The following is a 26,053-nucleotide window of genomic DNA, read 5'->3' as shown; positions in this document are numbered from 1 at the left end:
GCAGGATGGACACATGGCACAGGTGACCGCGACCGCCGAGCGAACCGTCCCCGCCCCCGTCGAGGCCGTCCGCGCGGCCGTCGCCGACTACACGCAGACCCGTCCCGAGATCCTGACCGAGCAGTTCACCGACTACGCGGTGCTGACCGGCGGCCAGGGCGAGGGCACCTCGGCCACCTGGAAGCTGCACGCCACCAAGAAGCGCGTGCGCCACGTGAAGGCCGACGTCACGCAGCCGACGCCGGACACCGTGGTGGAGAAGGACGCGAACTCCTCGCTGGTCACGACGTGGCGGGTCGCGCCGGCCGGGGAGGGCGCCAGCCTGGTCACGATCACCACGACGTGGAACGGCGCGGGCGGCATCGGCGGGTTCTTCGAGCGGACCTTCGCCCCGAAGGGCCTGACCCGGATCTACGACGGCGTGCTGGCAAACCTGGCCTCCACGGTCGGCGGCTGAGCATCGGGAGCTGAGATCGGGCCCCGACCTCTGGCACGCTGTCGGCGTGGCTGACAACGGTGTGATCGCGGTCGCGGGCGAGGCGCTGGTCGACGTCGTCCCCGCCCCCGCCGAGGGGTACTTCGAGTTCGCTCCCGGCGGCAGCCCCGCCAACGTCGCGGTCGGTCTGGCGCGCCTCGGCGTGCCCGCGCGGATGCTCGCCCGGCTCGGGTCGGACTTCCTGGGCCGCCGGCTGCGCGCGCACCTGGAGGGCAACGGCGTCGACCTGTCCCACGTCGTCGACGCACCCGAGCAGTCCTCGCTGGCGCTGGTCGAGGTCGGGCCGGACGGGGTCGCGGACTACGACTTCCGCATCGCCGGCACCTCGGACTGGCAGTGGACGCCCGACGAGCTGACCGGCGCGCTCGACGGGATCGTCGCCCTGCACTCCGGCTCGCTGGCGCTGACCGTCGAGCCCGGCGCCGCGGTGCTGCGCGAGCTCCTGGCCAAGGCCGCGGGCTCGGCCACCGTGAGCTACGACCCGAACTGCCGGCCGCGCCTCATGGGCGATCCCGCCGAGGTGCTGCGCGGCGTGCACGAGATGCTCGCGATCGCCGACGTCGTCAAGGTCAGCGACGAGGACCTCCGCTGGCTGCTGCCCGACGTCCCGCCCGGCGAGGTGCTCGACGACTGGGCCGGCCGCGGGCCGGCGGTGGTCGCCGTGACCCTGGGCGGCGACGGCGTGCTCGCGGCGACGGCGGCCGGGATCCGGACGTCGATGCCGGGCCGGGCCGTCGAGGTCGTCGACACCGTGGGCGCCGGGGACAGCTTCTCCGCCGCCCTGCTGGCCGCCCTGCACGCGCGGGACCTGCTCGGACCCGCCCGGCGCGAGGTCCTGCGCTCGGTGCCCGCGCTCACCCTCGACGAGGTGCTCGAGGAGTGCGTGACGGCGGCCTCGATCACCTGCTCGCGGCGGGGCGCCCAGCCGCCGACGACGGACGAGCTGCGGGCCGCCCTGCACTGAGCGGCGGCACGATCCAGCGTGGACGGCGGCGAGGGCTCCCCAGCACCGCCGCCGTCCACGAGGCCGTAGGTGGCGGGACGGCCCCAGTACCTTTCGCCCCGCCACCCACGAGTCCCAGGGGTCAGCCGCCCTGCCGCGGCTTGTTCGTGCCCGGCTGCGGCGCCCCCTGCTGCGGCGACGCCGGCAGCTCGGACACGGGCTTGGGGGTGCGCTCGGGGTGCAGGTCGGGCTGGCCGGTGGCGGGGGCACCCGGCGCCAGCGACAGCTCGGCCGGCACGCTCTCCGGCAGCGACCACTGCTTCGCCCAGTCCAGGTGCATCGCCGTGCTGCCGCCGGCGGGCGGGAACAGGTCCAGCTGCACGGTCATGTTCATCGCGCCGGGCGGGAAGTGGCCGGTCTCCGTGGTGGAGTACCACTCCTTGCCGTTGAGGTAGGCGGTCACCTTCTCGGGCGTCCACTCCAGTGCGTAGGCGGTCCACTCGGTGGCGTCGTGCCGGACCGAGCCGCTCTCCTGGGAGTTGTCGGCGCCGTAGTGCAGGAAGAAGTCCGTGCTCTGCCGGTCGTCGGCGCTGATCTCCATCCAGTCGATCTCGCCGCCCACCGGCCAGTCCTCCTTCACCGGCCACAGCAGCAGCACCGGGTGGTAGCCGCCGGGGCCCGGGTCGGACTTCACGCACACCTCCCAGCGGCCGTACCACTGCCCGGGGTGCCAGCTCATGGCGCCGGTGTTGCCCTGCTCGTCGCCGCTCACCGTGACCTGGCCGTTCGCGACGGTGATCGCCTCGGGCGTCCGGGTGCCCTTCTCGTCGTGGCCCGGCTCGGGGCCGTAGGGGTGCCAGTCCGGCGGCAGCGCGGTGCCCTCGAAGTCCGCCTGCCGGGTCGGGGTGCCCCAGCCCAGCGCGTCCGCGGCGGTCTGCGGGCACTGCGACGCCGCGGCCTGGGCCGCCGTGCCCTGCGACGACGGCGCGCCCGGGACCTCCGGGGCCTGCGAGGCGCCGGCGGGACACGCGGTGAGGGTCAGCAGCGCCGCACCGCTCACCACGACGGCCAGGGTTCGCACCAGACCGGACGACCGCATCGCCAGCACCTCTCGTCACTCCTGCATCAGAACTGTGCTCATTTCACCGCAGATCGTGAGCAACGCGAGCCCTGCCACCCGGTCGGGTACCGCCCGTTCGTGCACGCACCACGGCCGCGGCCCGACATCCGTCACGGCAGGTGACAATTCCTGATCACCGGACGTGACAGGGCCGGCGGGGACCGCGAGACTCGAGCCGTGTCGCCTCCCGCCCTCGCCACCACCCTCGACCTGGCTCCCCACCCGGAGGGCGGCTGGTACCGCCGCACCTGGACCTCACCGGTGACCGTCGAGACCGACCACGGTCCGCGACCGACGGCCACGGCGATCCTGTACCTGCTCGACGGGGAGTCACGGTGGCACCGGGTGCGCTCGAGCGAGCTCTGGCTGTGGCACTCGGGCTCGGCCGTCGACCTCCGGATCGGGCAGCAGCCCGAGGCCGGGGCCTCCTGGACGTTGCAGGCGCACGCCCCGCAGCAGCTCGTCCCGGCAGGTGCGTGGCAGTCCGCGCGGCTGCTCGGGACCGAGCCGGCGCTCGTGTCCTGCGTGGTCTCCCCCGGCTTCGACTTCGCCGACTTCGAGCTGGCCGATCCCGGCTGAGCCGGGGCCGGGTCAGGCGCGGACCGCGAGCAGGTCCTGCAGCTCCCAGGTGTTGCGGATCTTCTCGGTCGGCACCCCGCACTGCACCGCCCGGGTGCAGCCGTAGTCGAGCCAGTCGAGCTGGCCAGGCGCGTGCGCGTCCGTGTCGACGGTGAACTCGCAGCCCGCCTCGACCGCGAGCCGCAGCAACCGCTTCGGCGGGTCCAGGCGCTCCGGCCGGGAGTTGATCTCGACGGCCACGCCGTGCTCGGCGCAGGCGGCGAACACCGCGTCGGCGTCGAACTCGGACTCGGGGCGCTTGCGGTTCCCGGTGACCATCCGGCCGGTGCAGTGGCCCAGGACGTCGACGTACGGGTTCGCGACGGCGGTGAGCATCCGCTCGGTCATCTCGTCCCGCGGCATCCGCAGCTTGGAGTGCACGCTCGCGACCACGACGTCGAGCTCGGCCAGCAGGTCCTCCTCCTGGTCGAGCGCGCCGTCCTCGAGGATGTCGACCTCGATCCCGGTGAGCACCCGGAACCCCGAGAGCCCGGCGTTGAGCTCCGCGATCTGCTCCAGCTGGCGCCGCAGCCGCTCCGGGGACAGCCCGTTCGCCACGGTGAGCCGTGGCGAGTGGTCCGTGACGACGAGGTAGTCGTGCCCGAGGGTGATCGCGGTCTCGACCATCTCCCACAGCGGGGAGCCCCCGTCCGACTGGTCGGTGTGGCTGTGGCAGTCGCCGCGCAGCGCCTCCCGCAGGTCGGCGGCCGCCGTGTCCAGCTCGACGCCCTCGGTGGCCTCCAGCCGCCGCAGGTAGACCGGTACCTCGCCGCGCAGGGACTCGGCGACGCACCGGGCGGTGACGTCGCCGACCCCCTTGAGCTTCCGCAGCTCCCCCGACCGCTCGAGCGCGGCGAGCTGCTCGACGTCCTTGCCGCGCAGCGCCGCGGCCGCGGTGCGGAAGGCGCGGACCCGGTAGGTCGACTCGTGCGCGCGCTCCAGCAGGAACGCGATCCGCCGGAGGTCGCCCACCGGGTCCCGTGCGTCGCTCACGCCGCCGATTCTGGCAGCGGACTCACCCCCGCCGCAGCTGCGGCAGCTGCGCCTCGACCCGCTCCGCCTCCGCCTGCGCACGGCCGTAGAGGATGCCGAAGGTGAAGCCGTTCTCGCCCTCGGAGTACGCCTGGGCGCCCAGCTCGCGCAGCAGCTGCCGCTCGACGACGACGTCCTGGTGCTCGCCGAGCGCCTTGGTGATCGCCTTGAGCTTCTTGGCCTGCTCGGGGGTGCCGGCCAGCTCCGTGGCGTAGCGCAGCCGCTTGCCGGCCTTGCGGGCGTCGTGGATCGCGGTGTCCGAGTCCTCGCCCGCGGCCAGGGCGTCGAGCGCGGCGGCGACCCGCTTGTCGAACCGCTTGTCCGCCTTCTTCAGCGCCGCCGGCAGCAGCTTCTTGCCCGCCTTCTTCGACCCGGCCGCCGACGCCAGCGGCGGGTCCTGCAGGAAGCGCTCGATCGCGCCGCGCAGGGCCGCGTAGCGCTCGCTGTCGAGCGCGGCGACCGCGGCGGCCTTGGCCTCCGCGCCCGAGCGCGCGAAGTGCCGGGTGACCTGCGCCTGCACCGGGCCGAGCACCAGCTCCGGCGGCAGCGCCCGCAGCGACTCGGTGATCAGCTCCTCCTGGACCTCCAGGTCGCGGGCGGGGGCGAGGGCGCGGCCGAGCCAGCGCAGCTCCTCGATCAGCGCCTCGGCGCGGGGGCCGTCGAAGACCGGGGCGAAGGCCTGCAGGGCGCTGCGCATCCGGCGGGCGGCGACCCGCAGCTGGTGGACGGCGTCCTCCTCGTCCCGGCGGGCCCGCAGGTCCTCGGCGGCGAGCCGGTCCGCGTGCTCGGCGAGGTAGCCGAGGACGCCGGTGGCGGCGGCGCCCTTCTTGCCCTTCCAGCGGGCCGGGGGCGGCGGGGCGGCCTCGCGCAGCAGCCGGTCGAGCTCGGCCTCGGCGGTCGCCTCCGCGGGGGCGGCGCCGGTCTGGGCCAGCCGCTCGGCCAGCACGTCGAGCAGCCCGACCGGGCCGCCCGAGATCGTCACCGCGTCCTCGGTCCAGTTCTCCAGCGTGGTGGCGTCGCCGAAGGTGGCGAGCTGCACCTCGTCCCGCCGGATCTCGGCGATCTCGCGGCGCCGGCCGTCGCGCAGCGAGTCGACGGTGCGGACGCGGCGGATCCGGCCGACGGGCCCGATGTCCGCGCCGCGGAGCACGCCCTGCACCAGCTCGCGCAGCTCGGCGGGCACCTCCGGGTCGAGGCCCTCGACCTCCGGCGGCGCGACCGGGATGCGCAGCTGCTCGCCCTCGACGGCGTCGGGCAGGTCGAGGCGCCAGTACGCCTCGGGGTGCGCCGGGTCGTCCGTGCGGTGGATCGCGAGGACGATGCCGGAGGTCGCCAGGCGCAGGTCAGGCGAGTCGTACCGTTCGAACTCGAGCACCACCGGGTCCCCGGCGACGGTCGAGCGCACCCCCTCGACCCCGGTGAGGTTCGGGGCGCCCGCCGCGGCGGGCCCGCGGTAGCTGGCCGTCGGCCGGTCGGTGTCGGTCGTCCTGATTGTCCTGGTCGTCGGGGTGCCGGTAGCCATGGGAGCAGGATGCCCGATCCGGGTGATCCACAACCATGATCGCCGCCCGAATCGTCACGGTGCGCTCACAGGAGCTTCTTCTGCACCTTCCCCATCGCGTTGCGCGGCAGCGACTCCACGAACCGGACCTCGCGCGGCCGCTTGTGCGGGGACAGCAGGGCGGCCACGTGGTCGACGAGCTCCCGCGCCTCGGGTGCCTCGCCCGCCGGCACGACGTGCGCGACGATCTTCTCCCCCAGGTCCGGGTCCGGCACCCCGACGACGGCGACCTCGGCCACCGCGGGGTGCTCGAGCAGCGCGTTCTCGATCTCCCCGGCGCCGATCTTGTAGCCGCCGGACTTGATCAGGTCCGTGGCCTGCCGGCCGACCAGGGCGAGCAGCCCCGACTCCGTCCAGCGGCCGATGTCGCCGGTGCGGAACCAGCCGTCGTCCGTGCGGGAGGCGGCCGTGGCCTCGGGCAGGTCGAGGTAGCCGGAGAACAGCTGGGGCCCGCGGACCTCGACGGCCCCCAACCCCTCGTCGGGCTGCTCGCCGTCCACGGCGGGCAGTGGCGCCAGCCGCACCTCGGTGTTCGCCAGCGGCCGGCCGACCGTGCCGACCTCGGGCTCCTCGTCCGCGCGCGCGGCGGTGAGGATCAACGTCTCGGTGAGCCCGTAGCGCTCCCGGACCGCGAGCCCCGTCGCCTTCTCGATCCGGGCGTGGTCGACGGCGGTGAGCGCGGCCGAGCCGGAGATCAGCAGCCGGGCGCCGCCGACCGTCCGTGCGGTGTCCGGGTCGGCCTCGAAGTCCGCGGCCAGCCGGTGGTAGTGCGTGGGGACGCCGAACACCATCGTCGCGCCGTCGGCGACGGCGGCGGCGAGCTTCCGCCCGTCGATCGCGCCGAGGTGGTGCAGCGAGCCGCCGCGGCGCAGCGGGCCGATCGTGCCCAGGACCAGCCCGTGCACGTGGAAGATCGGCAGCGCGTGGGCGAGCCGGTCGGCGCCGGTCCAGGCCCAGGCGTCGGCCAGGGCGTCGAGGTCGGCGGCGACCGCCCCGCGGGAGAGCACCGCGCCCTTGGGCGGGCCGGTCGTGCCCGAGGTGTAGACGACCAGCGCCGGGGCGTCCGCGGGCGGCTCGGCGGGCAACGGCTGCGGGTCGGGCCGCGCGGCGACGTCGACGTCGATCCGCGGCAGCCCGGCGATCGCCGCGGGCAGCTCGACGCCGGGCGCGACCAGCACCACCTCGGGGGCGGAGTTCGCGACGATGTGCGCGAGCTCCCGCTCCCCCGCCTTCGGGTTCACCGGCACCACCGGCACGCCGGCCAGGAGCCCGGCCGTGATGCCCGCGGCCGCGGCGAGGGTCGGGGTGGCCCAGACGGCGATGCGGGAGCGACCGGCGACCCGGGCGCCCAGGTCCGAGGCCAGGGCGGCGAGCTCGCGGTAGGTGACGGCGCCGTCGGGGAAGCGCAGGGCGGGCCCGTCCGTCGGGTCGGCGAGCGCGGGCAACAAGCGGTTCATGGTTCTACAGCACCTTGCCGGGGTTCAGGATCCCGTCCGGATCCAACGCCTTCTTGATCGCCTCCTGCATCGCCAGCGAACCCGGGTCGAGCTCGCGGCGCATGCCGGCGCGCTTGAGCAGGCCGACGCCGTGCTCACCGGTCACGGTGCCGCCCAGGTCGATCGCGGCGTCGACGATCTCGTCGAACGCCCGCTGGGCCCGCGCCTTCGCCTCCGGGTCCCCCGGCGGCACCATGATCAACGGGTGCAGGTTGCCGTCGCCGGCGTGCGCGACCGTGCCGATGAAGGTGTCGTGCCGGGCGGAGATCTCCTCGATCCGCTCCAGCATCTCGGCGAGCCGGTTGCGGGGCAGGCAGACGTCCTCCGTGAGCTGGGCGTCGCCGCGCTGCTCGAACGCCGGGTAGGCGAGCCGGCGGGCGGCGAACAGCGCGTCGGCCTCGACGGGGTCGGTCGAGACCAGGGCGTCGCGGGCGCCGTTCGCCTCGAACGCGGCGAGGATGCCGTCGGCCTCGGCCGTGGCGGCGGGCTCGGGCAGGTCGGTCTGGGCCAGCAGGAGCGCGGCGGCGTCCTCGGGCAGGCCCATGTGCTTCCAGTCGTTGACGGCCTTGAGGCAGTGCCGGTCGACCAGCTCGAAGATCGCGGGCTGCAGGCCGGCGGCGGTCACCGCGGCCACGGCGGCGCCGCAGTCGGCGAGGGTGTCGAAGAACCCGACGACGGTGCGCGGCGGCGCGGTCCGGGCCGGCCGGAGCCGTACGGTGATCTCGGTGATCACGCCGAGGGTGCCCTCCGAGCCCACCAACAGCCCGGCGAGGTCGTATCCGGCCACGCCCTTCGCGGTCCGCCGGCCGACCCGCACGATCTCGCCCGCCGCCGTGACGATCTCCAGCGCGAGCACGTAGTCGCGCGTCACGCCGTACTTCACGCAGCACAGCCCGCCCGCATTGGTCGCGACGTTGCCGCCGATGGTCGACCAGGGCGCGCTCGCGGGGTCCGGCGGGTACCAGAGGCCCTCCTTCGCGGCGGCCGCGCGCAGGTCGTCGTTCACCACCCCGGGCTGGACGACGGCGAGCCGCTCCCCGGCGTCGATCTCGACGATGTCACGCATCCGCTCCAGCGACAGGACCAGCCCGCCGTCGACGGCGTTGGCCCCGCCGGACAGGCCCGTGCCGGCCCCGCGCGGCACGACCGGGACGCGGTGGCGCGCCGCCGCCCGCACGATCGCGGCGACCTCCGCGGTGGACCGCGGCCGGACGACGGCGAGCGGGGCGCCGTACTCCGCCCACTCCGCCTCGTCGTGCACGTAGGGGCGGGCGGTGTCGGCGTCGGTGAGCACCCGGTCCGCGGGCAGCGCCGCGGCCAGCTCGGCGAGCACCGCACGGCCCGCCTCGCCCGGCTCCGCCATCCGGGCCGCCGAGGTGCCGCGGTCCCAGCCGAAGGGCCGCTCCGGGGTGGGGGTCTGCGGCGTCGCGGTCCGGGTCTCGCTCATTCCCCAGACGCTACGTCCTGCCTCCCGGCGATCGCCAACGAGAGCGGGTCAGCGCTGCAGGCGCTTCACGATCTCGCGGCCGAGCAGGGTGCCGGAGCGCCAGGCCGTCTCGATCCGCGAGCTGCCCCAGCCGTCGCCGGCGAGCCCGATGCCGTCGTCGCCGAGGTGGAAGGGCTCGGCCCGGTCCAGCTCCGGGGCGGCGAACCGCCAGCGGTGCGCGTCCGTCCACACCGGTTCCTCGGACAGTCCGAGCAGCTCGCGCACGGCCTCGATCACGGTCGGGACCGCGCCGGCCGGGTCCGCGTCGTAGGTCCGCGCGACGGCGGAGGTGGTGTGCGCCACCAGGACCGGGACACCGTCGCCGCGCCGGGCGCCGTCGTCGGCGACGAGGGTGAGCACGGGGTGGTCGTTGACGAACGCGGCGGAGAGCTCCGGCCACTCGCGGGTGGGGAAGCAGGCGGCGACCGTGAGCACCGGGCGCCACGGGCGGTCCGAGGTGAGGGCGACGGCGCCGAGGCCGGGGGCGAGCACGCGCAGCGCCTGCGGGTCCGGCATGGCGAGCACGACGACGTCGGCGGACTCGCCGTCGACCCGTGGCCCCGCCTCGACCCGTTTGACCTCGTGGTCCAGCTCGACGTCGAGGTCCTCGGCGAGCGCGGCGACGAGGCTGCGGAGCCCCTTCGGCGCCGCCCAGCGCATCGGCCCGGCCGACCGTGACCGGTCCCCGTGCTCGAGCACCGCCATCTCGGCGGTCCACGGCCGGGCGAGCCCTGCGCTGCGCCAGCCCGCGACGACCTCGGCGAACTCCGGGTCCCGCACCGTGAAGTAGGCCGCGCCCATGTCGACCGGGCGCCCGTCGTGCGGCGAGCTGGCCATCCGGCCGCCGACCGTGTGGGCGCGGTCGAGGACCTTCACCGGCAGGCCCGCCCGTGCGACCTCGCGGGCGCACGCCACCCCCGACAGCCCGGCCCCGACCACGACGACGCTCATGACGAGGTCAGCCTAGAGCGGCGGGACACCGGCCGCCGCCCGCCGGTGCCGACACGTCCGGGTGTGCCCCGCCGTGCGCGGACGAGCGTCCTCACAGGAGGGCGACCCGCTCGGCGCGGGCCCGCCACCAGGCCTCCCGCTCGGGCCCGGCCGCGACCTCGGCGCGGCGCACCGGCTCGGGGGCGGTGCGCAGCACGGGCAGCACCCCGTCGCGCGGGATCAGCCGGTCCGCGTCGGGCACGACGTCCGTGGTGAAGAGCCGCCCGGTCCCGAGCCCGCAGGCGAACTCGAGCTCGGGCAGCGCCGCGGCCAGCGCGATCTCCGCCGCCAGCCCGACGCTCGACTCCAGCGCCGACGACACCACGCACGGCAGCCCGCACGCCTCGGCGACCCGCAGCGCCCGGCGCACCCCGCCGAGCGGCAGGCACTTGAGGATCGCGACGTCCGCCGCCCCGGCCACCGCCACCCGCAGCGGGTCCTCGGCGCGCCGGATCGACTCGTCGGCCGCGATCCGGACGTCGACACGCCGGCGCACCGCGGCCAGCTCCTCGACCGACGGGCAGGGCTGCTCGACGTACTGCAGCCCACCGGCCGCCGCGTCGAGCGCACGGATCTCGCGGACGGCGGTGTCGACGTCCCAGCGGGCGTTGGCGTCGACCCGGACGTGCCCGGCCGGCCCCAGCGCGTCCCGGACCGCGGCGACCCGCTCGAGGTCCTCCCGCGCGGAGTCCGGGTGGTCGGCCACCTTCACCTTGGCCGTGGCGCAGCCGGAGGCGCGCACCATCTCCGCCGCCCGCTCCGGCCCCACGGCCGGGACGATGCAGTTCACGGGCACGGTGTTGCGCACCGGCTCCGGCCAGCCCTCCTCCGCCGCCTCACGTGCCGCGGCGAACCAGGCCGCGGCCTCGGCGTCGCCGTACTCGGGGAAGGCGCAGAACTCGCCCCAGCCCGCGGGACCCTGCAGGAGCATCCCCTCGCGCACCGTGATCCCACGGAACCGGGTGGTCATCGGGATCGCGTAGACGGCAGCGGAATGCATACCCCGGGAGGGTACTCAGGCCGGGTCTGACGCGCTCCGCGGGCCTACGCGACGAGTTCGTGGTGCCCGGGGTCGAGCTTCCGCGTGCGGCGGCGGAAGTCGAAGGTGTACCCGGGCCACAGTGTGCGGTTGCGGCCGTGCTCGTCGAGGTACCAGCTCGCGCAGCCGCCCTTGGCCCACACGGCCCTGCCCAGCCTGCGCTGGATCTCGGCGTTGAACTCGGCCTGCGACTCGCTGCGCGTGTCGATCGCGACGGCACGGTGCCGGTCGACGGTCCGCATGGCGTCGAGCACGTAGTTCAGCTGCGACTCGACCATGAACACCATCGAGCTGTGCCCGAGCCCGGTGTTGGGCCCGACGATCGTGAACAGGTTCGGGAACCCCGCGACCATGGTGCCGAGCAGAGCCTCGGGACCCTCCGCCCAGGCGTCGGCCAGCTTGACGCCGTCCCGCCCGGTGACGTTCATCCGGGCCAGGCCGTCGGCGACCTTGAAGCCGGTGCCGAAGATGATCGTGTCGACCTCGTGCTCGGTCTCCCGGCCCGCGGCGTCGACCGTGATCACACCGGTCTCGGTCACGCGCGCGATCCGGTCGGTCTCCACGGCGACGTTGTCCCGGCGCAGGGCCGGGTAGTAGTCGTTGCTCATCAGGATCCGCTTGCAGCCCATGGTGAAGGTCGGGGTGACCTTCTTGCGGAGCTCGGCGTCGCCGGCGAACACCGTGTGCAGGTAGGCGAGGCCGAGGCGCTGCACCACCTTCATGACCGTGGGGTGCAGGAAGCCGAGCACCAGCGCCTCGTGCCGCCAGTACAGCGAGAGCCGCTGGAGCCGCTGCAGCAGGGGGAACCGGCGGAACGCCCGGCGGGTGCGCTCCGGGATGGGGCGGTCCGGCTTGGGCAGCACCCAGGGGGCGGTGCGCTGGAAGAGCGTGAGCCGCCCGACCTCCGGCGCGATCGCCGGCACGAACTGGATCGCGCTGGCCCCGGTGCCGATCACGGCGACGCGCTTGCCGGCCAGGTCGTGCCCGTGGTCCCACTGCGCGGAGTGGAAGGCGGCGCCGCGGAAGCGGTCGAGGCCCTCGATCTCGGGGATCGCGGGGTCGTGCAGCGCGCCGGTGCCGAAGAGCACGTAGCGGGCGCGCAGGGTCTCGCCGTCGCTGGTGCGGACGTCCCAGGCGTTGCCGTCCCACTCCGCGCCGGTCACGTGCACGCCGAACCGGATGCGGTCGCGCAGCCGGTACCGGTCGGCCGTGGCCTCCAGGTAGGCGCGGATCTCGGGCTGGCGCGCGAAGGTGCGGGTCCACTCGGGGTTCGGGAAGAACGAGAAGGAGTAGAGGTGCGACTCCACGTCGCAGGCGCAGCCCGGGTAGACGTTGTCCCGCCAGGTGCCGCCGAGGGTGTCGCCCTTCTCCAGGATCAGGAGGTCCCGGCGACCCGCCTCGTCCAGCTTCACCGCGGCGCCCAGGCCGGCGAACCCGCTGCCGACGATCAGGGTGTCCAGCATCTCCGCTCCCCTCCGGTGGGTGTTACCGCCGGTAACTTACCACGGGTAACTTAGCTCCGGGTAGGGTCTGCGAAATGGAGACGAGCCCGGCCGCACCGTCTCCGCGGCGCCGGGTCTCCCGGGCCGAGCGGGAGCGCCAGATCCTCGACGCCGCCGTGGCGGTCTTCGCCGAACGGGGCTACGCCAACGCGTCGATGGACGCCGTGGCCGAGCGCGTCGGGGTCACGAAACCGGTGCTGTACACGCACTTCGGCTCCAAGGAGGGCCTTCTGCTGGCGTGCGTCGCGCGGGCGCGGACCGAACTGCTCGACGTCACCTCCGAGGCCGCGTTCGCCGCCGAGGGCCCGGAGGACATGCTGCGCCGCGGCACCCTCGCCTTCTTCCGGTTCCTCGACGACCGCGCCCCGGCCTTCACGCTGCTCTACTCGGAGGCGAGCATCGCGGCGGAGGCGGTCGAGGCGATCCGCGCGCAGCAGACGGACTTCATCGCCGGGCTGCTCGGCGTCGCGGCACCGGGGGCCGACCCGCTGCAGCTGCAGGGTTGGGCGCAGGTGATCGTCGGGGCCTGCGAGCGGCTCGCGGTGTGGCGCAAGCGGGACCCGCGGGTCACGGCCGAGCAGGCCACGGAGTACCTGATGGACCTGGCGTGGAGCGGGTTGGCGGGCCGCACCGACCGCAGTACGGATCCATAAGGCGTCCACAGCGGCGTCATTTGCGCAGTATGGATCCATAACGCGGTCAGAGCCGGGGTTCCGAGCGCAGTATGGCTCCATGACGCGTCGAGGGCGGGCGCCTGCGCGCGTTGTGGTTCCATGGTGCGCCGTGACCACGACCGCCCCCCGGCTGCTGCAGGTCAGCCGCAGCACCCGGGTGACCCCGAAGATGATCCGCGTGACCCTGACCGGCGAGGAGCTGGCCGGGTTCCCGGGCGAGGGGCCGGACCGGCGGATCAAGATGTTCTTCCCGGTCGAGGGGCAGGACCGGCCGGCCGTGCCGCGCGCGAGCACCGGCGGCCCCGTCTGGCCCGCGGGCGAGCCGCGGCCCACCATCCGGACCTACACCGTCCGCCGCTTCGACCCGGCCGCCGGGGAGCTCGACGTCGACTTCGTGCTGCACGACGGGTACGGCCCGGCCGCGGCGTGGGCGCAGGCCGCCGGGCCGGGGTCCTGGGTCGGGGTCTCCGAACCGGGCGGGCGCTGGGTGCCCGACCCGTCGTCGGCCTTCCATGTGGTGATCGGGGACGAGTCCGCGCTGCCCGCCGTCGCGACGGTGCTGGAGGCCCTCCCCGCCGACGTGCCCGCGCTCGCGATCCTCGAGGTCGCCGACGCCGGCGAGGAGCAGGAGCTGCCGGGCCACGCCGCCGTCACCTGGGTGCACCGCGGTGCCTCCCCGGCCGGCGAGCCGCTGGTGGCGGCCGTGCAGGCCGCCGCCTTCCCCGAGGGCGCGGGGCAGGCCTGGCTCGCCGGCGAGTCCGCCGCGGTCAAGGAGATCCGCGCACACCTGCTCGGCGACCGGAAGCTGAACCGCCGGGCCGTCTACGCCACCGGGTACTGGCGGGCGCGGTAGACGGGGTCCGTCAGGCGGGGTCCACCTGGATCCGGTCCCCGACCGGCCGCACCCGCACCTCACGCCCGACGACGGCGGGGCCCGCCAGCCGGCCGGGGCCCTCGGGGAACACCGTGAGCTCCCGGGCGCTGGCCGCGTCGCCCTCGGCCGTGCAGCCCGCGAGGCGGCGTCCGTCGGTGGTCCGGGCGACCAGGAACCCCTGCGCCGGGTGGCCGTCGCGGTCGTACTCGACGGTCGCGGCCTCGACGCGCACCGGCTCGTCCGGTACCTCCGCGAGCGGGCACGGCGCCGGCCCGGGCTCGGCGGTGTCGTGCGGCTCCGGATCGCCGATGTAGCCGTCGACGTGCGCCTCCCGCCCGAGGACGACGGCGTGCTGGCGGGTCAGGTAGCCCCCGTTGGCGTGCACGAGCGCGACGCCCGCCCCGCTGCGGATGCGCTCGGCGCAGGCCGCGAGCGAGTGCAGGGTGTAGGTCGAGAGCGGGCCGCCGAAGGACGAGTGGCCGCCGGTCGCGCCCGCGAGCGCCTTGGTGGGCAGCCCGAGGTAGCGGCTCGCGAGCCGGGGCACCACGGGGAAGCAGGAGTAGACGTCGACGACGTCGACCGCCTCGGCGGCCAGCCCCGCGGAGGCGAGCGCCCGGTCGAGCACCGAGCAGAGCGCCGGCGAGCCGGTCAGCGCGGGCCGGGCGAGGACGTCGGCGGCGTCGGCGGCCCCGGCCCCGCCCCAGACGTGCACCAGCCGCTCCTCCGGCACGCCGTGCTCGAGGGCGACGGCCCGCGAGGTCAGCAGCAGCGCCGCGGCCTGGTCGACCAGCGGGAACGCGTTGACCGCGAGCGGATAGGGCTCGCAGATCATCCGGTTGTCCGGTCCGACGCGCAGGATCTCCGCCGGGTCCCGCGGCGCCGGGTTCCAGGCGATCGGGTTGGTGGCGGCGACCTCGCTGAGCGCCGCGAACACCGCTGCGCCGGAGGCCATGGTCTCGGCGGGCGTCTCGCCGACGGAGTGCCCGAAGGCGGTGTCCACCATCGGGTAGACCCGGGTCGGCAGCACCATGCCCGCGGCCTGCATGGCGCGGCTGCCCAGGTCGTCGGCGCCGATCGGGGCCGGCCCGCCGGGCTCGGTCGTCCAGCCGAGGTCGGCGCCCGGGTCGACGCCCGCGCGCTGCAGCACGCCGAGCGACGCCGAGGCCTCGCCGCCGGCCACCAGCTCGATGCGGGACTCCCCCGCCGCGATCCGCGCGGCGGCCGCGTCGACGAGCGCCGCCGGCCACTGCCCGCCGACCGGCGCCGAGAAGGTGCGCGCCGGGCTCGCCGCGAGCCGCTCCGCGAGCAGGGCGGGCAGGTCGGCGTAGGCCCAGCTGGCGACGTGCGGGACGGTGATCGCGTCGACGTCCCGGAGCAGCCGGGTGCCGGTGCCGCAGGCGTCGGCGGCGGCCGCGTGCACGGCGTCGGCGATCAGCCGCAGCGGCTCGCGGGCCGCCGCGACGGTCCGGTCCCGGTTGGCCAGGACCTGCCCGACGCCGACGACGACCGGCGATCTCTCCGCGTGCACCGGCGAGAAACTAGTACAGGGCGGGCCGGCCGAGCGGGCCGGGACCGCCCCGTGATCGAACCGTGCCCGGACGTCAGCCGGTCGTCGCCGCGGCGCCCGGGGCTGGGGCGAGGTCGGCGCAGGCCGCCATGGCCTTCGTCCAGGTCGCCGAGTCGACACCGGGCGGGGCCTGCATCGTGCCGGCCTCGTCCACTCCGCTCCCTGCCTGCGGCGGGGTGCCACCGGCCTCGGGCGCACCGCTCGGCGGGGTGCTCCCGGCCTGCGGCGCGCCCGACGGCGGGGTGCCGCCATCCGGTCCGCCGCCCGGTCCCCCGGCCGGCGCCTCGACGCCGTTCTCGGAGAGGCAGGCCTGGAAGGCGTCGGTGTCGGCGGTGCTCGACCCGCTCGCGGCGGTCGACCCCGAGGAGCTCGAGGTCGAGTCGGCCGAGTCCGTCGACGAGCCGCAGGCCGCCAGCGCCGCGGCGGCGACCAGCGCCACCGGGAGGAGGGCGAGCCGGCGGGCCCGGCGGGAGTCGAGGAGGGACATCGCGTGCTCCTGATCCGGTCGCGGTGTGAGAAGGAGGTAAAGCGGAGATCCGCGACCGGCGCCCACCGTGCTGACGGAACCTGTCCGCGCGCTGTGCGACGGACCAGCGGAGCGTGTGCGGCGGGCGCCCGGCTCGCGCACAGGGAACGCACAGGAGGCGCCCACCGGCGACACAGCCGCGCGGGCGAGGCTCTCCTACCATGACCGAGGTGACCGAACAGTCCGCACCACTCCGCCGCGCCGACGGCAGCCCCGTCCGCGTCCTGGTGGTCGACGACGAGGCCACCCTGTCGGACCTGCTCTCGATGGCGCTGCGCTACGAGGGCTGGGAGGTGCGCAGCGCGGGCGACGGGCTCACCGCGGTCCGGACCGCGCGGGACTTCAAGCCCGACGCCGTCGTCCTCGACATCATGCTGCCGGACCTCGACGGGCTCGAGGTGCTGCGCCGCCTGCGCGCGGACAACCCCGAGGTCCCGGTCCTGTTCCTCACCGCGAAGGACGCCGTGGAGGACCGGGTCGCCGGCCTGACCGCGGGCGGCGACGACTACGTCACCAAGCCGTTCAGCCTGGAGGAGCTGGTCGCGCGGCTGCGCGGGCTGTTGCGCCGGGCCGGGATGACGGCGGCGCGGCAGGGCTCCGAGCTCGTCGTCGGCGACCTGGTGCTCGACGAGGACAGTCACGAGGTCCGCCGCGGCGACACCGACGTCGAGCTCACCGCCACCGAGTTCGAGCTGCTGCGCTTCCTGATGCGCAACCCCAAACGGGTGCTGTCCAAGGCACAGATCCTCGACCGGGTGTGGCACTACGACTTCGGCGGCCAGTCCAACGTGGTCGAGCTGTACGTCTCCTACCTGCGCAAGAAGATCGACGCCGGTCGCGCGCCGATGATCCACACCGTCCGCGGGGCCGGGTACGTGCTCAAGCCCGCCGCGGGGTGATGATGGGCCCATGGCCGCACGGGTGACCGACCGGGTCGTGGCGCGGAGCCGGACGCTGCGCGCCCGGCTCGTCGTCACCGTGCTGCTGCTGATCGCGCTGGCCTGCGCCGTCATCGGGGTCGCGACCGCGATCGCGTTGCGCAGCTTCCTCTACCACCGCCTCGACGAGGACGTCCTCGGCGCCGCGGCGCGCTTCCAGTTCTCCCGGTACGAGCCCGCCCCGCCGGGCCTCAGCCGGGCGGACTCCTTCCTCGGCCCCGCGCAGAAGCCCGGCACGCTCGGCGCGGTGGTGCGCGCGGGCGTCGTCGAGGAGGCGGCGGTCACCGACCGCCGCGGCTCCTCCCGAACGGTGCCCGAGGCCGACGTCGCCCAGCTCGGCGCGTTGCGGCCCGGCGACCACCCGCGGACCGTGTCGCTCTCGCTCGGCGACTACCACGCCGTGGCCGTGTCCGCGCCCGACGGCACCGTCCTCGTGCTCGGCCAGCCTGCGCAGGAGGTCGCGGACATCGTCAACGGGCTGGTCGTGATCGAGCTGATCGTGATCGGGGCCGCCCTCGGCGGCGCGGCGATCGCGGCGACGGTGCTGGTCCGGCGCGAGCTGCGGCCCCTCGAGGAGGTCGCGGGCATCGCCGCGAAGGTCTCCGCGATGCCCCTCGACCGGGGCGAGGTCGAGCTGGCCACCCGGGTGCCCGAGCCCGACGAACACACCGAGGTCGGGCAGGTCGGGGCCGCGTTGAACCGCATGCTGGACAACGTCGAGGGTGCCCTCGAGGCGCGCCAGGACAGCGAGACCCGGCTGCGCCGGTTCGTCGCCGACGCCAGCCACGAGCTGCGCACCCCGCTCGCGGCGATCCGCGGCTACGCCGAGCTCACCCGCCGGGACGGCGCCGCCCTGCCCGAGGGCACCGCGCACGCGCTGACCCGCATCTCGTCGCAGGCCGAGCGGATGAGCACGCTGGTCGAGGACCTGCTGCTGCTCGCCCGCCTCGACGCCGGCCGCCCGCTCGAACGCGCGCCCGTCGACCTCACCCGGCTGGTGCTCGACGCCGTCTCCGACGCCCACGCCGCCGGCCCCGGGCACCGCTGGCAGCTCGACCTGCCCGAGGAGCCGGTCACGGTGCCCGGTGACGCCTCGCGGCTCACCCAGGTCCTCACCAACCTGCTGGCCAACGCCCGCACCCACACCCCCGAGGGCACCGAGGTGACCGTGGGCCTCGGCGTGTCCGACGGGTCCGCGCTGCTCAGCGTGGTCGACACCGGCCCCGGGATCCCCGCCGACCTGCAGCCGCACGTCTTCGAGCGCTTCGCCCGAGGCTCCGCCGGCCGCGCCCGCGCGGTCAACAACACCGCCAGCACCGGCCTCGGCCTGGCGATCGTCGACGCCGTCGTCGCCGCCCACGGCGGACGGGTCGGGCTGGAGAGCCGCCCGGGCTGCACCGAGTTCCGGGTGACCCTCCCCCTCACCCCCGCAGCCGTTCCCGCCGAGGCGCCCGCGCGGGTGTGAGGAGCGCCCCCGCGAAGATCGTTCCGAGAGTCACGGGAGCGCTGCGCGCGCAGCAGTGGTGTGACCCTCGCGCGGCCAGATCAGCCGAGATCCTTCCGAGTGGCACGTGAGTGCGGCCGACACCGCGACCAGGTGACGGTCGCCATGATCAAGGACCGGCTCCCGCGGGCGCTTCCTGCGCTGGTCGCCCTTGATCGCCTCGGCGGGGGCGCTCACAGGCGGCGCACAGGTGCGGCACCGGGGCGGCACAGCGGGACGCACCAGCCTCGGGCAGCGTGACGAGCACCCTGACCGCACGGCCCGCCGATCCCCCCGTGGCCGAGGGCCCGCCCCCGCGACGGCGGCGGGAGCTGGTGGAGCGCGCCTCGCTCGCGGTCCTGCTGGTCGGGACCGGCTTCCTCTACCTGTGGAACCTGTCGGCCTCCGGCTGGGCCAACGCCTTCTACTCGGCCGCCGCGCAGGCCGGCGGGGAGAGCTGGGAGGCGTGGTTCTTCGGCTCGTCCGACGCCGCCAACGCGATCACCGTGGACAAGACACCTGCGGCGCTGTGGGTGACCGGGCTGTCGGTGCGGCTCTTCGGGCTGAGCAGCTGGAGCATCCTCGTCCCGCAGGCGCTGACGGGCATCGCGGCCGTCGGGCTGCTGTACGCGATCGTGCGGCGCACCTCCGGACCCGCGGCCGGCCTGCTCGCAGGCGCGGTGCTCGCGCTGACGCCCGTCGCCACGCTGATGTTCCGCTTCAACAACCCCGACGCGCTCCTGGTGCTGCTGCTGGTCGCGGCGGTGTGGGCGACGCTGCGCGGGCTGGAGCGCGGGCACGGGCGTTGGCTCGTGCTCGCCGGCGTGTTCCTCGGCCTGGGCTTCCTCACGAAGATGCTGCAGGCCTTCCTGATCGTGCCGGCGCTCGCGGCGGTGTGGCTGGTCGCCGCACCCACAGGTATCGGACGACGGGTCCGGTACCTGCTGCTGGCGGGCGTCGCCCTCGTCGTCAGTGCGGGCTGGTGGGTGCTGGTGGTCGAGCTGTGGCCGGCCGCGTCGCGGCCCTACATCGGCGGCTCGCAGAACAACTCGGTGATGGAGCTGGTGCTGGGTTACAACGGCGTCGGCCGGCTCACCGGGGACGAGACCGGCAGCGTCGGCGGCGGCGCGGGCGGCGGCTGGGGCCAGACGGGCATCGGCCGGCTCTTCGGGTCCGAGATGGGGTCGGAGGCCTCCTGGCTGCTCCCGGCGGCGCTGATCCTGCTGGTGGGACTGCTGTGGCTGACCGCCCGGCGCCCGCGCACCGACCGGGTGCGGGCCGCGGCGCTCGTCTGGGCCGGCTGGCTGCTGATCACCGGGCTGGTGTTCAGCTTCATGGCCGGGATCATCCACCCCTACTACACCGTCGCCCTGGCTCCGGCGATCGGTGCGCTCGCCGGCATGGGAGCGGCCGAGCTGTGGCGCCTCCGCTCCACCGCGACGGCGCGGGTCTACCTGGGCCTCGCCGTCGCGGCGAGCGCGATCTGGGCCTTCGTGCTGCTGGACTCGTGGCTGCCCTGGCTGCGCTAGACCGTCCTCGCGCTCGGCGTGGTCGCGGCCGGGGCGCTGCTCGGCGTGCACAAGCTCCCCCGGCTGCTCTCCGCCGGTGTCGTGACGGCGGCGGTGCTGGCCTCGCTGGGCGGCACGGCCGCGTGGTCGGTGGCGACCGCCGCCCAGCCGCACAGCGGCGCGATCCCGAGCTCCGGGCCGTCGGGCGTCGGGCGGGGGCCGGGCGGCACGGGCGGGCCGGGCGGCGGCTTCGGTGGCGCAGGCATGCGCGGCGGATTCCGCGCCGGGCAGGCGCCGGGTGGGCAGGCCGGCGCTCCCGGCGGCACCACGGCACCCGGCATCTCCCCGGGCACGACCGGGACAGGCGGCACCGGCTTCGGCGGCATGCGCGGCGGCATGGGTGGCGCCTTCGGCTCCCTGCTCGGCACCACCACCCCGCCCGCCGCGGTGACCACGCTGCTGCAGGACGACGCGTCCGCCTACACCTGGGTCGCGGCCGCCGTCGGCTCCAACGCCGCCGCGGGGTACCAGCTCGCGGCCGAGGCCCCGGTCATGGCGGTCGGCGGCTTCAACGGCACCGACCCCGCCCCGACGCTCGCGCAGTTCCAGCAGTACGTGGCCGAGGGGAAGATCCACTGGTTCGTCGGCGGCGCGGGGTCGGACGCCCGCGGCTCGGACACGGGCGGCAGCGACGCGGCCGCCGGGATCGCGGAGTGGGTGCAGCAGCACTTCACCGCGCAGACCGTCGACGGCGTCACGCTCTACGACCTCACGGGCGGCACGACGGCCTGATCCGAAAGCCGAAGGGGCCTGATCCGAAAGCCGAAGGGGCATGATCCGGGAGCCGGCGGGGCGTGATCGGGAGCCGGGGGGCGGGATCCCTTGCGGGACCCGCCCTCCCCCCGCAGACTGAACGCGCGTTCAGCGAGGGGACACCGCCGTCACCGGGAGGCCGCATGCAGGAGGTCGTGTTCCGCGACCTGATCGACCGCTGGGCGGCGGAGACGCCGGACCGCGTCGTCGCCGTGTTCGACACCGGCGAGCCCGAGTGGACCTTCGCGGACCTGCGCCGCCAGGTGCGGGTGACCGCCCGCGCCCTGCAACGGGCGGGCGTGCGGCAGGGTGACCACGTGGCGTCCTGGCTGGAGAACGGGCCGCTGTCGGTGCGGGTGTGGCTCGCCGTGGCCTACCTCGGCGCGGTGCACGTCCCGTTCAACACCGCGTACAAGGGCGGGCTGCTCGAGCACGCGGTGGAGCTCTCCCAGGTCCGGACCATGGTGACGCACGCCGGGCTCGCCGAGCGCCTCGCCGCCGTCGACACGGCCCGGCTGAGCACGGTGTTCACCGAGGGCGGGGAGCCGGAGCTCGCGGGCCTCGACGTGCGGCCCGTGGCGGACCTGCTCGACGGGCCGGACGACCCGGACCCGCTCGACCGCCCGCTGCAGCCGTGGGACACCGCCGCCCTGCTCTTCACCTCCGGCACCACCGGCCCGTCGAAGGCCCTGCTGTCGTCGGCGATGCACCTCGCCACCATGGGCCGGGTCTCCTACCCCGACACCGGTCCGGACGACCGCGGCCTGATCTTCACCCCGCTCTTCCACATCACCGGCATGTCGGCCGTGTGCTGGGCGCTGGTGCACGGCGGGTCCTTCGGTGTGATCACCCGGTACAGCACGGCCACGTTCTGGGAGGACGTGCTGCGGGTCGGCGGCACCTTCCTCGTGATGATGGGCTCGATCGGGACCATGCTGAACGCGTTGCCGCCGTCGGACGCCGAGCGGGACACCACGCTGCGGATGGCGCTGCTCGCCCCGATGACCCCCGACGCGATGGCGGTCTGCCGGCGGGCGGGGATGCGGTACTACAGCGTGTTCAACATGAGCGAGACCTCGGTGCCGCTGCGCACCGGGTTCGACCCGGAGACGCCGTACAGCTGCGGCGTCCCGCGGGAGGGCGTCGAGGCCCGGCTCGTCGACGAGCACGACATGCCGGTCCCGCCCGGCGCGGTGGGCGAGCTCGTGCTGCGCTGCGCCGATCCCTGGGTGATGACCACGGGCTACTTCCGCAACCCGGAGGCGACCGCGGAGGCCTGGCGCAACGCCTGGTTCCACACCGGCGACGCCCTGCGGCAGGAGCCCTCCGGCGAGTACTTCTACGTCGACCGGGTCAAGGACTCGATCCGCCGGCGCGGCGAGAACATCTCCTCCTACGAGGTCGAGGTGGAGGTCCAGGCCCACCCGGCCGTCGACGAGGCGGCCGCGATCGCGGTGCCGAGCGAGCTGGGCGAGGACGACGTGCTGGTCGTCGTGGTCCCCCGCGCGGGCGCCGAGATCGACCCGGCCGAGCTGCTGGCCTTCCTGGTCGACCGGATGCCGCACTACATGGTGCCGCGGTACGTCCGGGTCGCCGACGCCCTGCCGCGCACACCCACGATGAAGGTGCAGAAGGCGCGGCTGCGGGCCGAGGGCTCGGCGGCCGCCTGGGACCGCGAGGCGGCCGGCATCCGGGTGCGGCGCGAGGCCGTCCGGTAGCGCCCACAGCTCGCGCACAGGTCCGGCACACGATCACGACAGCCGGCGGCGGGATCGTCGGGCCCATGAGGCCCGCTCCCCGCCCCGACCGCGACCGTGTGACGGGCGTGACACCGGATCGGGGACGCTCCACAGCGGAGCCACAGGCCGACCACAAACCCGCGACAGCCCCGGCCCCGATCGTCGTCGGCATGAGCCCCGTAGTCGTCGACCACGCGACCGAGTACGCCGCCCGCGGCGGCCGGCGCGACCGCACCGTGCTGGACATCGTCGTCCCCGTCTACAACGAGGAGCGCGACCTCGAGCCGTCGGTCCGGCGGCTGCGCGAGCACCTCCTGCGCAGCTTCCCGTACTCGTTCCGCATCACCATCGCCGACAACGCCAGCGTCGACACCACGCCGTTGATCGGCGCCCGGCTGGAGGCCGAGCTCCCCGAGGTCCGGCTGGTCCGGCTCGAGCAGAAGGGCCGCGGGCGGGCCCTGCACACCGTGTGGTCGGCGTCCGACGCGTCCGTCCTCGCCTACTGCGACGTCGACCTGTCCACCGACCTCAACGCCGTCCTCCCGCTCGTCGCCCCGCTGATCTCGGGGCACTCCGACCTCGCCATCGGCACCCGGCTGGGCCGCGGCTCCCGGGTGGTGCGCGGGGCCAAGCGCGAGTTCATCTCCCGCTGCTACAACCTGATCCTCCGCAGCACGCTGCAGGCCGGGTTCTCCGACGCGCAGTGCGGCTTCAAGGCCATCCGCGGCGACGTCGCGCGGCGGCTGCTCCCGCTCGTCGAGGACACCGGCTGGTTCTTCGACACCGAGCTGCTGGTCCTGGCCGAGCGCGCGGGGCTGCGGATCCACGAGGTCCCCGTGGACTGGGTGGACGACCCGAACTCCACCGTGGACATCGTCGCGACGGCCACGGCGGACCTGAAGGGGGTCTGGCGCGTCGGGCGGGCGCTGGCGACCGGGGCGCTGCCGATCGCCGAGGTCCGCGCCCAGCTCGGTCGCGCGCCGCTGCAGGCGGACGTCGCCGGTGTCCCCCAGGGCCTGCCCACCCAGCTGGTCCGCTTCGCCGCGATCGGGATCGCCAGCACGCTCGCGAACCTGCTGCTGTTCCTGCTGTTCCGGACGTTCATGGGCCCGATCTGGGCGAACGTCGCCGCGTTGCTGCTCACCACGATCGCCAACACCGCGGCCAACCGGCGGCTGACCTTCGGCGTCCGCGGGCGGCAGGACGCGGCCAAGCACCAGTTCCAGGGCCTCATCGTGTTCGGCCTGGGGCTGGGCCTCACCACGGGGGCGCTCGCCCTCCTCGGCGCGCTCGTGCCCGGCGCCCACCAGAGCCTGGAGGTGGTGACGATCATCGTCGCCAACCTGGTCGCGACCGTCCTGCGCTTCGTGCTCTTCCGGGCCTGGGTGTTCCGCGGCCGCGCCCGCACCGCGGCCGCCGCGCCGGCCGACGTGCCCTCCGAGATCGCCGCCTGACAGTCCCGCCGCACCGAGAGGCAGCCGTGACCACCACGCTCCACACCGACACCGGAGCCGCCCGCCCCTCCGCGGGCGGCTCCGGCCCCCGGCACACCGCCGTTGCTCCCCGGCGGCGGTGGCACCGCCCGGCGTCCGTGCTGCTGCTGGTCGGCACCGCGGTGCTGTACCTGCAGAACATCGCGATCTCGGGCTGGGGGAACTCCTTCTACGCCGCGGCGGTGCAGGCCGGCACGCAGAGCTGGACCGCCCTGTTCTTCGGCTCCCTGGACAGCGGCAACGCGATCACGGTGGACAAGCCGCCGGCGTCGCTCTGGATCATGGCGCTCTCCGGGCGGATCTTCGGGTTCTCCTCGTGGAGCATGCTGGTGCCGCAGGCGCTGATGGCGGTCGCGTCGGTCGCGCTGCTGTACGCGGCGGTGAAGCGGGTCGCCGGCCCCGGTCCCGGGCTGCTCGCCGGGCTGGTCCTGGCCCTCACGCCGGTCGCGGTGATGATGTTCCGCTTCAACAACCCCGACGCGTTCCTCGTCCTGCTGCTCGTCGTCGCGGCGTACTGCACGGTCCGGGCGCTCGAGAAGGCGTCGTGGAAGTGGCTGCTGCTCACCGGGCTCGTCCTCGGCTTCGCGTTCCTGGCGAAGATGCTGCAGGCGTTCCTGGTGGTGCCCGGCTTCGCGATGGCCTACCTGTGGGCGGCCCCCACGACCGTCGGTAAACGGGTCCGCGACGTCCTGGTGGCCGGCGTGGGCATCGTCGTCGGCGCGGGCTGGTGGCTGCTCGCGGTGGCGCTGTGGCCGGTCGACGCACGGCCCTACATCGGCGGGTCCACGGACAACACCCCGCTCGAGCTGGCGTTCGGCTACAACGGCCTCGGCCGGATCTTCGGCGGCGAGGGCAACGGCGGGGGCGGAGGCGGCGGCCGCGGGTTCGAGGCGGGCGCCGGCGGGTTCCCCGGGGGCGCCGAGGCAGGCGGCGTCCCCGCGGCACCCGGCGGTGGCGGTCCCGGTGGCGGCATGTTCGGCGGCGAGGCGGGTCTCGGCCGGCTCTTCGGCACGTCGTTCGGTACGCAGATCTCCTGGCTGCTCCCCGCGGCGCTGATCCTGCTGGTCGCGGCGCTGTGGTTCACCCGGCGCGCGCCCCGGACCGACCGGATGCGCGGCTCGCTGCTCGTGTGGGGCGGCTGGACCGTCGTGACGGGGCTGGTGTTCAGCTTCATGAGCGGCACCATCCACCCCTACTACTCGGTGGCGCTGGCCCCGGGCATCGCGGCGCTGGTCGCCCTCGGTGGGCGGGAAGCCTGGTCGGCCCGCGACACCTGGACCGGGCGGGCGACCCTGGCCGTTTCCGCGGCGGTCACCGCGGTGTGGGCGTTCGTGATGCTGGGCTGGTCGCCGACCTTCCTGCCGTGGCTGCGGTGGGTGGTGCTGGTCGTGGGGCTGCTCGCGGCCGCGGCCTTCCTGATCCCGGCCGGGCGGCAGCGCTGGGGGGTCGCGGTGGCGGGTGCGGCCGTGCTCGCCGGCATCGCCGCCCCGACCGCGTCGGCGGCGGTGACCGCGACTACCGCGCACACCGGGTCCATCCCGAGCGCGGGTCCCGCGGTGGAGGGGGCCGAGGGCTTCGGCGGGATGCGGGGCGCTGACGCCCGGTTCGGCGACCGCACGGACGGACGGTCGGTGGAGGGCGCGCAGGGAGCGGTTCCCGACGGGACGCAGGGCGGGGTGCCGGGTGGTGCCGCGGGCATTGCTTCGCCCGGGGCCGTCGCGGGCCCGGGCGGTTTCGGTGGTGGTCCCGGCGGCGGGGGTCCGGGTGCGGAGTCGGTCGACGCCGAGCTCGTCACGCTGCTGCGGAACGCCGGCACCCGCTGGGCCGCGGCGACCACCGGCTCCCAGGGCGCGGCCTCGATGGAGCTGGCCTCGGGCGCGTCGGTGATGGCCATGGGCGGCTTCATCGGCTCCGACCCCTACCCCACGCTGCAGCAGTTCCAGCAGTACGTGGCGAACGGCGAGATCCGGTACTTCGTCACCGGCGGCATGGGCGGCGGCCCCGGCGGGCGCGGCGGCGCGACCTCGGAGATCACCACCTGGGTCGAGCAGCACTACACCGCGACGACCGTCGGCGGCCGCACCGTCTACGACCTCGCGGCCCCCACGGACTGACCAGCCTCGCTGCCCGTGCGCGGTGGGTGGTGCCGGAGCAC

Annotated in this window: 20 protein-coding genes and 1 pseudogene; 11 read left to right on the top strand and 10 right to left on the bottom strand. The window is 75.2% G+C overall.

Going from position 1 to position 26,053, the window contains the following annotated elements:
• The first annotated feature begins 13 nt into the window (after positions 1-13).
• Positions 14-457: an SRPBCC family protein gene (locus PKE99_RS17140; RefSeq protein ID WP_037045566.1), complete on the top strand. Its 444-nt coding sequence runs from the start codon at positions 14-16 to the stop codon at positions 455-457.
• 46 nt (positions 458-503) lie between these two features.
• Positions 504-1,460: a carbohydrate kinase family protein gene (locus PKE99_RS17135; protein ID WP_231498203.1), complete on the top strand. Its 957-nt coding sequence runs from the start codon at positions 504-506 to the stop codon at positions 1,458-1,460.
• Positions 1,461-1,581: 121 nt separating this feature from the next.
• On the opposite strand, the gene PKE99_RS17130 is transcribed toward PKE99_RS17135, so the two are convergent.
• Entirely contained in the window at positions 1,582-2,538 is a 957-nt protein-coding gene (locus tag PKE99_RS17130) for a glycoside hydrolase family 16 protein (RefSeq protein WP_156067570.1), read from the bottom strand.
• Positions 2,539-2,736: 198 nt separating this feature from the next.
• On the opposite strand from PKE99_RS17130, the gene PKE99_RS17125 reads away from it, so the two are divergent.
• On the top strand, positions 2,737-3,138 hold the full coding sequence (locus PKE99_RS17125; RefSeq protein WP_037045562.1) for a cupin domain-containing protein: 402 nt from the start codon (positions 2,737-2,739) through the stop codon (positions 3,136-3,138).
• Positions 3,139-3,150: 12 nt separating this feature from the next.
• Here the strand turns inward: PKE99_RS17125 and PKE99_RS17120 are convergent, their stop codons facing one another.
• The 7 genes from PKE99_RS17120 to PKE99_RS17090 form a co-directional block, all read right to left on the bottom strand.
• Entirely contained in the window at positions 3,151-4,170 is a 1,020-nt protein-coding gene (locus PKE99_RS17120; RefSeq protein ID WP_037045561.1) for a PHP domain-containing protein, read from the bottom strand.
• Between the two features lie 22 nt (positions 4,171-4,192).
• Positions 4,193-5,731, bottom strand: a complete 1,539-nt coding sequence (locus PKE99_RS17115; protein WP_271214887.1) for a CYTH and CHAD domain-containing protein — start codon at positions 5,729-5,731, stop codon at positions 4,193-4,195.
• Between the two features lie 65 nt (positions 5,732-5,796).
• On the bottom strand, positions 5,797-7,227 hold the full coding sequence (locus PKE99_RS17110) for an AMP-binding protein (protein WP_037045557.1): 1,431 nt from the start codon (positions 7,225-7,227) through the stop codon (positions 5,797-5,799).
• Positions 7,228-7,231: 4 nt separating this feature from the next.
• Positions 7,232-8,629 carry an FAD-binding oxidoreductase gene (locus PKE99_RS17105; RefSeq protein ID WP_051737425.1) on the bottom strand — a complete coding sequence of 466 codons (1,398 nt, stop codon included), beginning with the start codon at positions 8,627-8,629 and terminating at the stop codon, positions 7,232-7,234.
• A 132-nt stretch (positions 8,630-8,761) separates the two neighbouring features.
• Positions 8,762-9,703: an NAD(P)/FAD-dependent oxidoreductase gene (locus PKE99_RS17100; protein WP_037045555.1), complete on the bottom strand. Its 942-nt coding sequence runs from the start codon at positions 9,701-9,703 to the stop codon at positions 8,762-8,764.
• A 91-nt stretch (positions 9,704-9,794) separates the two neighbouring features.
• Positions 9,795-10,742, bottom strand: a complete 948-nt coding sequence (locus tag PKE99_RS17095; RefSeq protein ID WP_037045554.1) for an o-succinylbenzoate synthase — start codon at positions 10,740-10,742, stop codon at positions 9,795-9,797.
• Positions 10,743-10,786: 44 nt separating this feature from the next.
• Entirely contained in the window at positions 10,787-12,244 is a 1,458-nt protein-coding gene (locus tag PKE99_RS17090) for a flavin-containing monooxygenase (protein ID WP_037045552.1), read from the bottom strand.
• Between the two features lie 74 nt (positions 12,245-12,318).
• Here PKE99_RS17090 and PKE99_RS17085 point away from each other — a divergent pair, with 74 nt between their 5' ends.
• Positions 12,319-12,936 carry a TetR/AcrR family transcriptional regulator gene (locus tag PKE99_RS17085; protein ID WP_037045551.1) on the top strand — a complete coding sequence of 206 codons (618 nt, stop codon included), beginning with the start codon at positions 12,319-12,321 and terminating at the stop codon, positions 12,934-12,936.
• Positions 12,937-13,066: 130 nt separating this feature from the next.
• Positions 13,067-13,810: a siderophore-interacting protein gene (locus PKE99_RS17080; protein ID WP_037045549.1), complete on the top strand. Its 744-nt coding sequence runs from the start codon at positions 13,067-13,069 to the stop codon at positions 13,808-13,810.
• Between the two features lie 10 nt (positions 13,811-13,820).
• Here PKE99_RS17080 and PKE99_RS17075 read toward each other — a convergent pair whose 3' ends face one another.
• A complete protein-coding gene (locus tag PKE99_RS17075) occupies positions 13,821-15,359 on the bottom strand; it encodes a TLP1 C-terminal extension domain-containing protein (protein ID WP_037045547.1) in 1,539 nt (512 codons plus the stop codon).
• A 73-nt stretch (positions 15,360-15,432) separates the two neighbouring features.
• Positions 15,433-15,885 carry a hypothetical protein gene (locus tag PKE99_RS17070; protein ID WP_051737399.1) on the bottom strand — a complete coding sequence of 151 codons (453 nt, stop codon included), beginning with the start codon at positions 15,883-15,885 and terminating at the stop codon, positions 15,433-15,435.
• Positions 15,886-16,085: 200 nt separating this feature from the next.
• Between PKE99_RS17070 and PKE99_RS17065 the strand changes: the two genes are divergently transcribed.
• The 6 genes and pseudogenes from PKE99_RS17065 to PKE99_RS17040 all read left to right on the top strand — a co-directional run bounded on the left by PKE99_RS17065 (position 16,086) and on the right by PKE99_RS17040 (position 26,012).
• Complete coding sequence (locus PKE99_RS17065; RefSeq protein WP_037045546.1) at positions 16,086-16,823, top strand: response regulator transcription factor; 738 nt, start codon at positions 16,086-16,088, stop codon at positions 16,821-16,823.
• A gap of 10 nt (positions 16,824-16,833) precedes the next feature.
• Positions 16,834-18,327 (top strand): sensor histidine kinase, encoded by a 1,494-nt coding sequence (locus PKE99_RS17060; protein WP_051737398.1) that lies wholly within the window; start codon positions 16,834-16,836, stop codon positions 18,325-18,327.
• A gap of 314 nt (positions 18,328-18,641) precedes the next feature.
• A pseudogene (locus PKE99_RS17055) lies at positions 18,642-20,645 on the top strand (ArnT family glycosyltransferase).
• 164 nt (positions 20,646-20,809) lie between these two features.
• A complete protein-coding gene (locus PKE99_RS17050; RefSeq protein WP_037045545.1) occupies positions 20,810-22,384 on the top strand; it encodes an AMP-binding protein in 1,575 nt (524 codons plus the stop codon).
• A gap of 191 nt (positions 22,385-22,575) precedes the next feature.
• Complete coding sequence (locus PKE99_RS17045) at positions 22,576-23,859, top strand: bifunctional glycosyltransferase family 2/GtrA family protein (RefSeq protein ID WP_081924129.1); 1,284 nt, start codon at positions 22,576-22,578, stop codon at positions 23,857-23,859.
• 26 nt (positions 23,860-23,885) lie between these two features.
• Positions 23,886-26,012, top strand: a complete 2,127-nt coding sequence (locus PKE99_RS17040) for an ArnT family glycosyltransferase (RefSeq protein ID WP_037045544.1) — start codon at positions 23,886-23,888, stop codon at positions 26,010-26,012.
• Positions 26,013-26,053 lie beyond the last annotated feature (41 nt).

The sequence above is a fragment of the Pseudonocardia halophobica genome (assembly GCF_027922425.1).
GTDB classification, from domain to species: domain Bacteria; phylum Actinomycetota; class Actinomycetes; order Mycobacteriales; family Pseudonocardiaceae; genus Pseudonocardia; species Pseudonocardia halophobica.
Note: the sequence above shows the minus strand (reverse complement) of the source record. Positions and strands in the feature narration are given on the sequence as shown.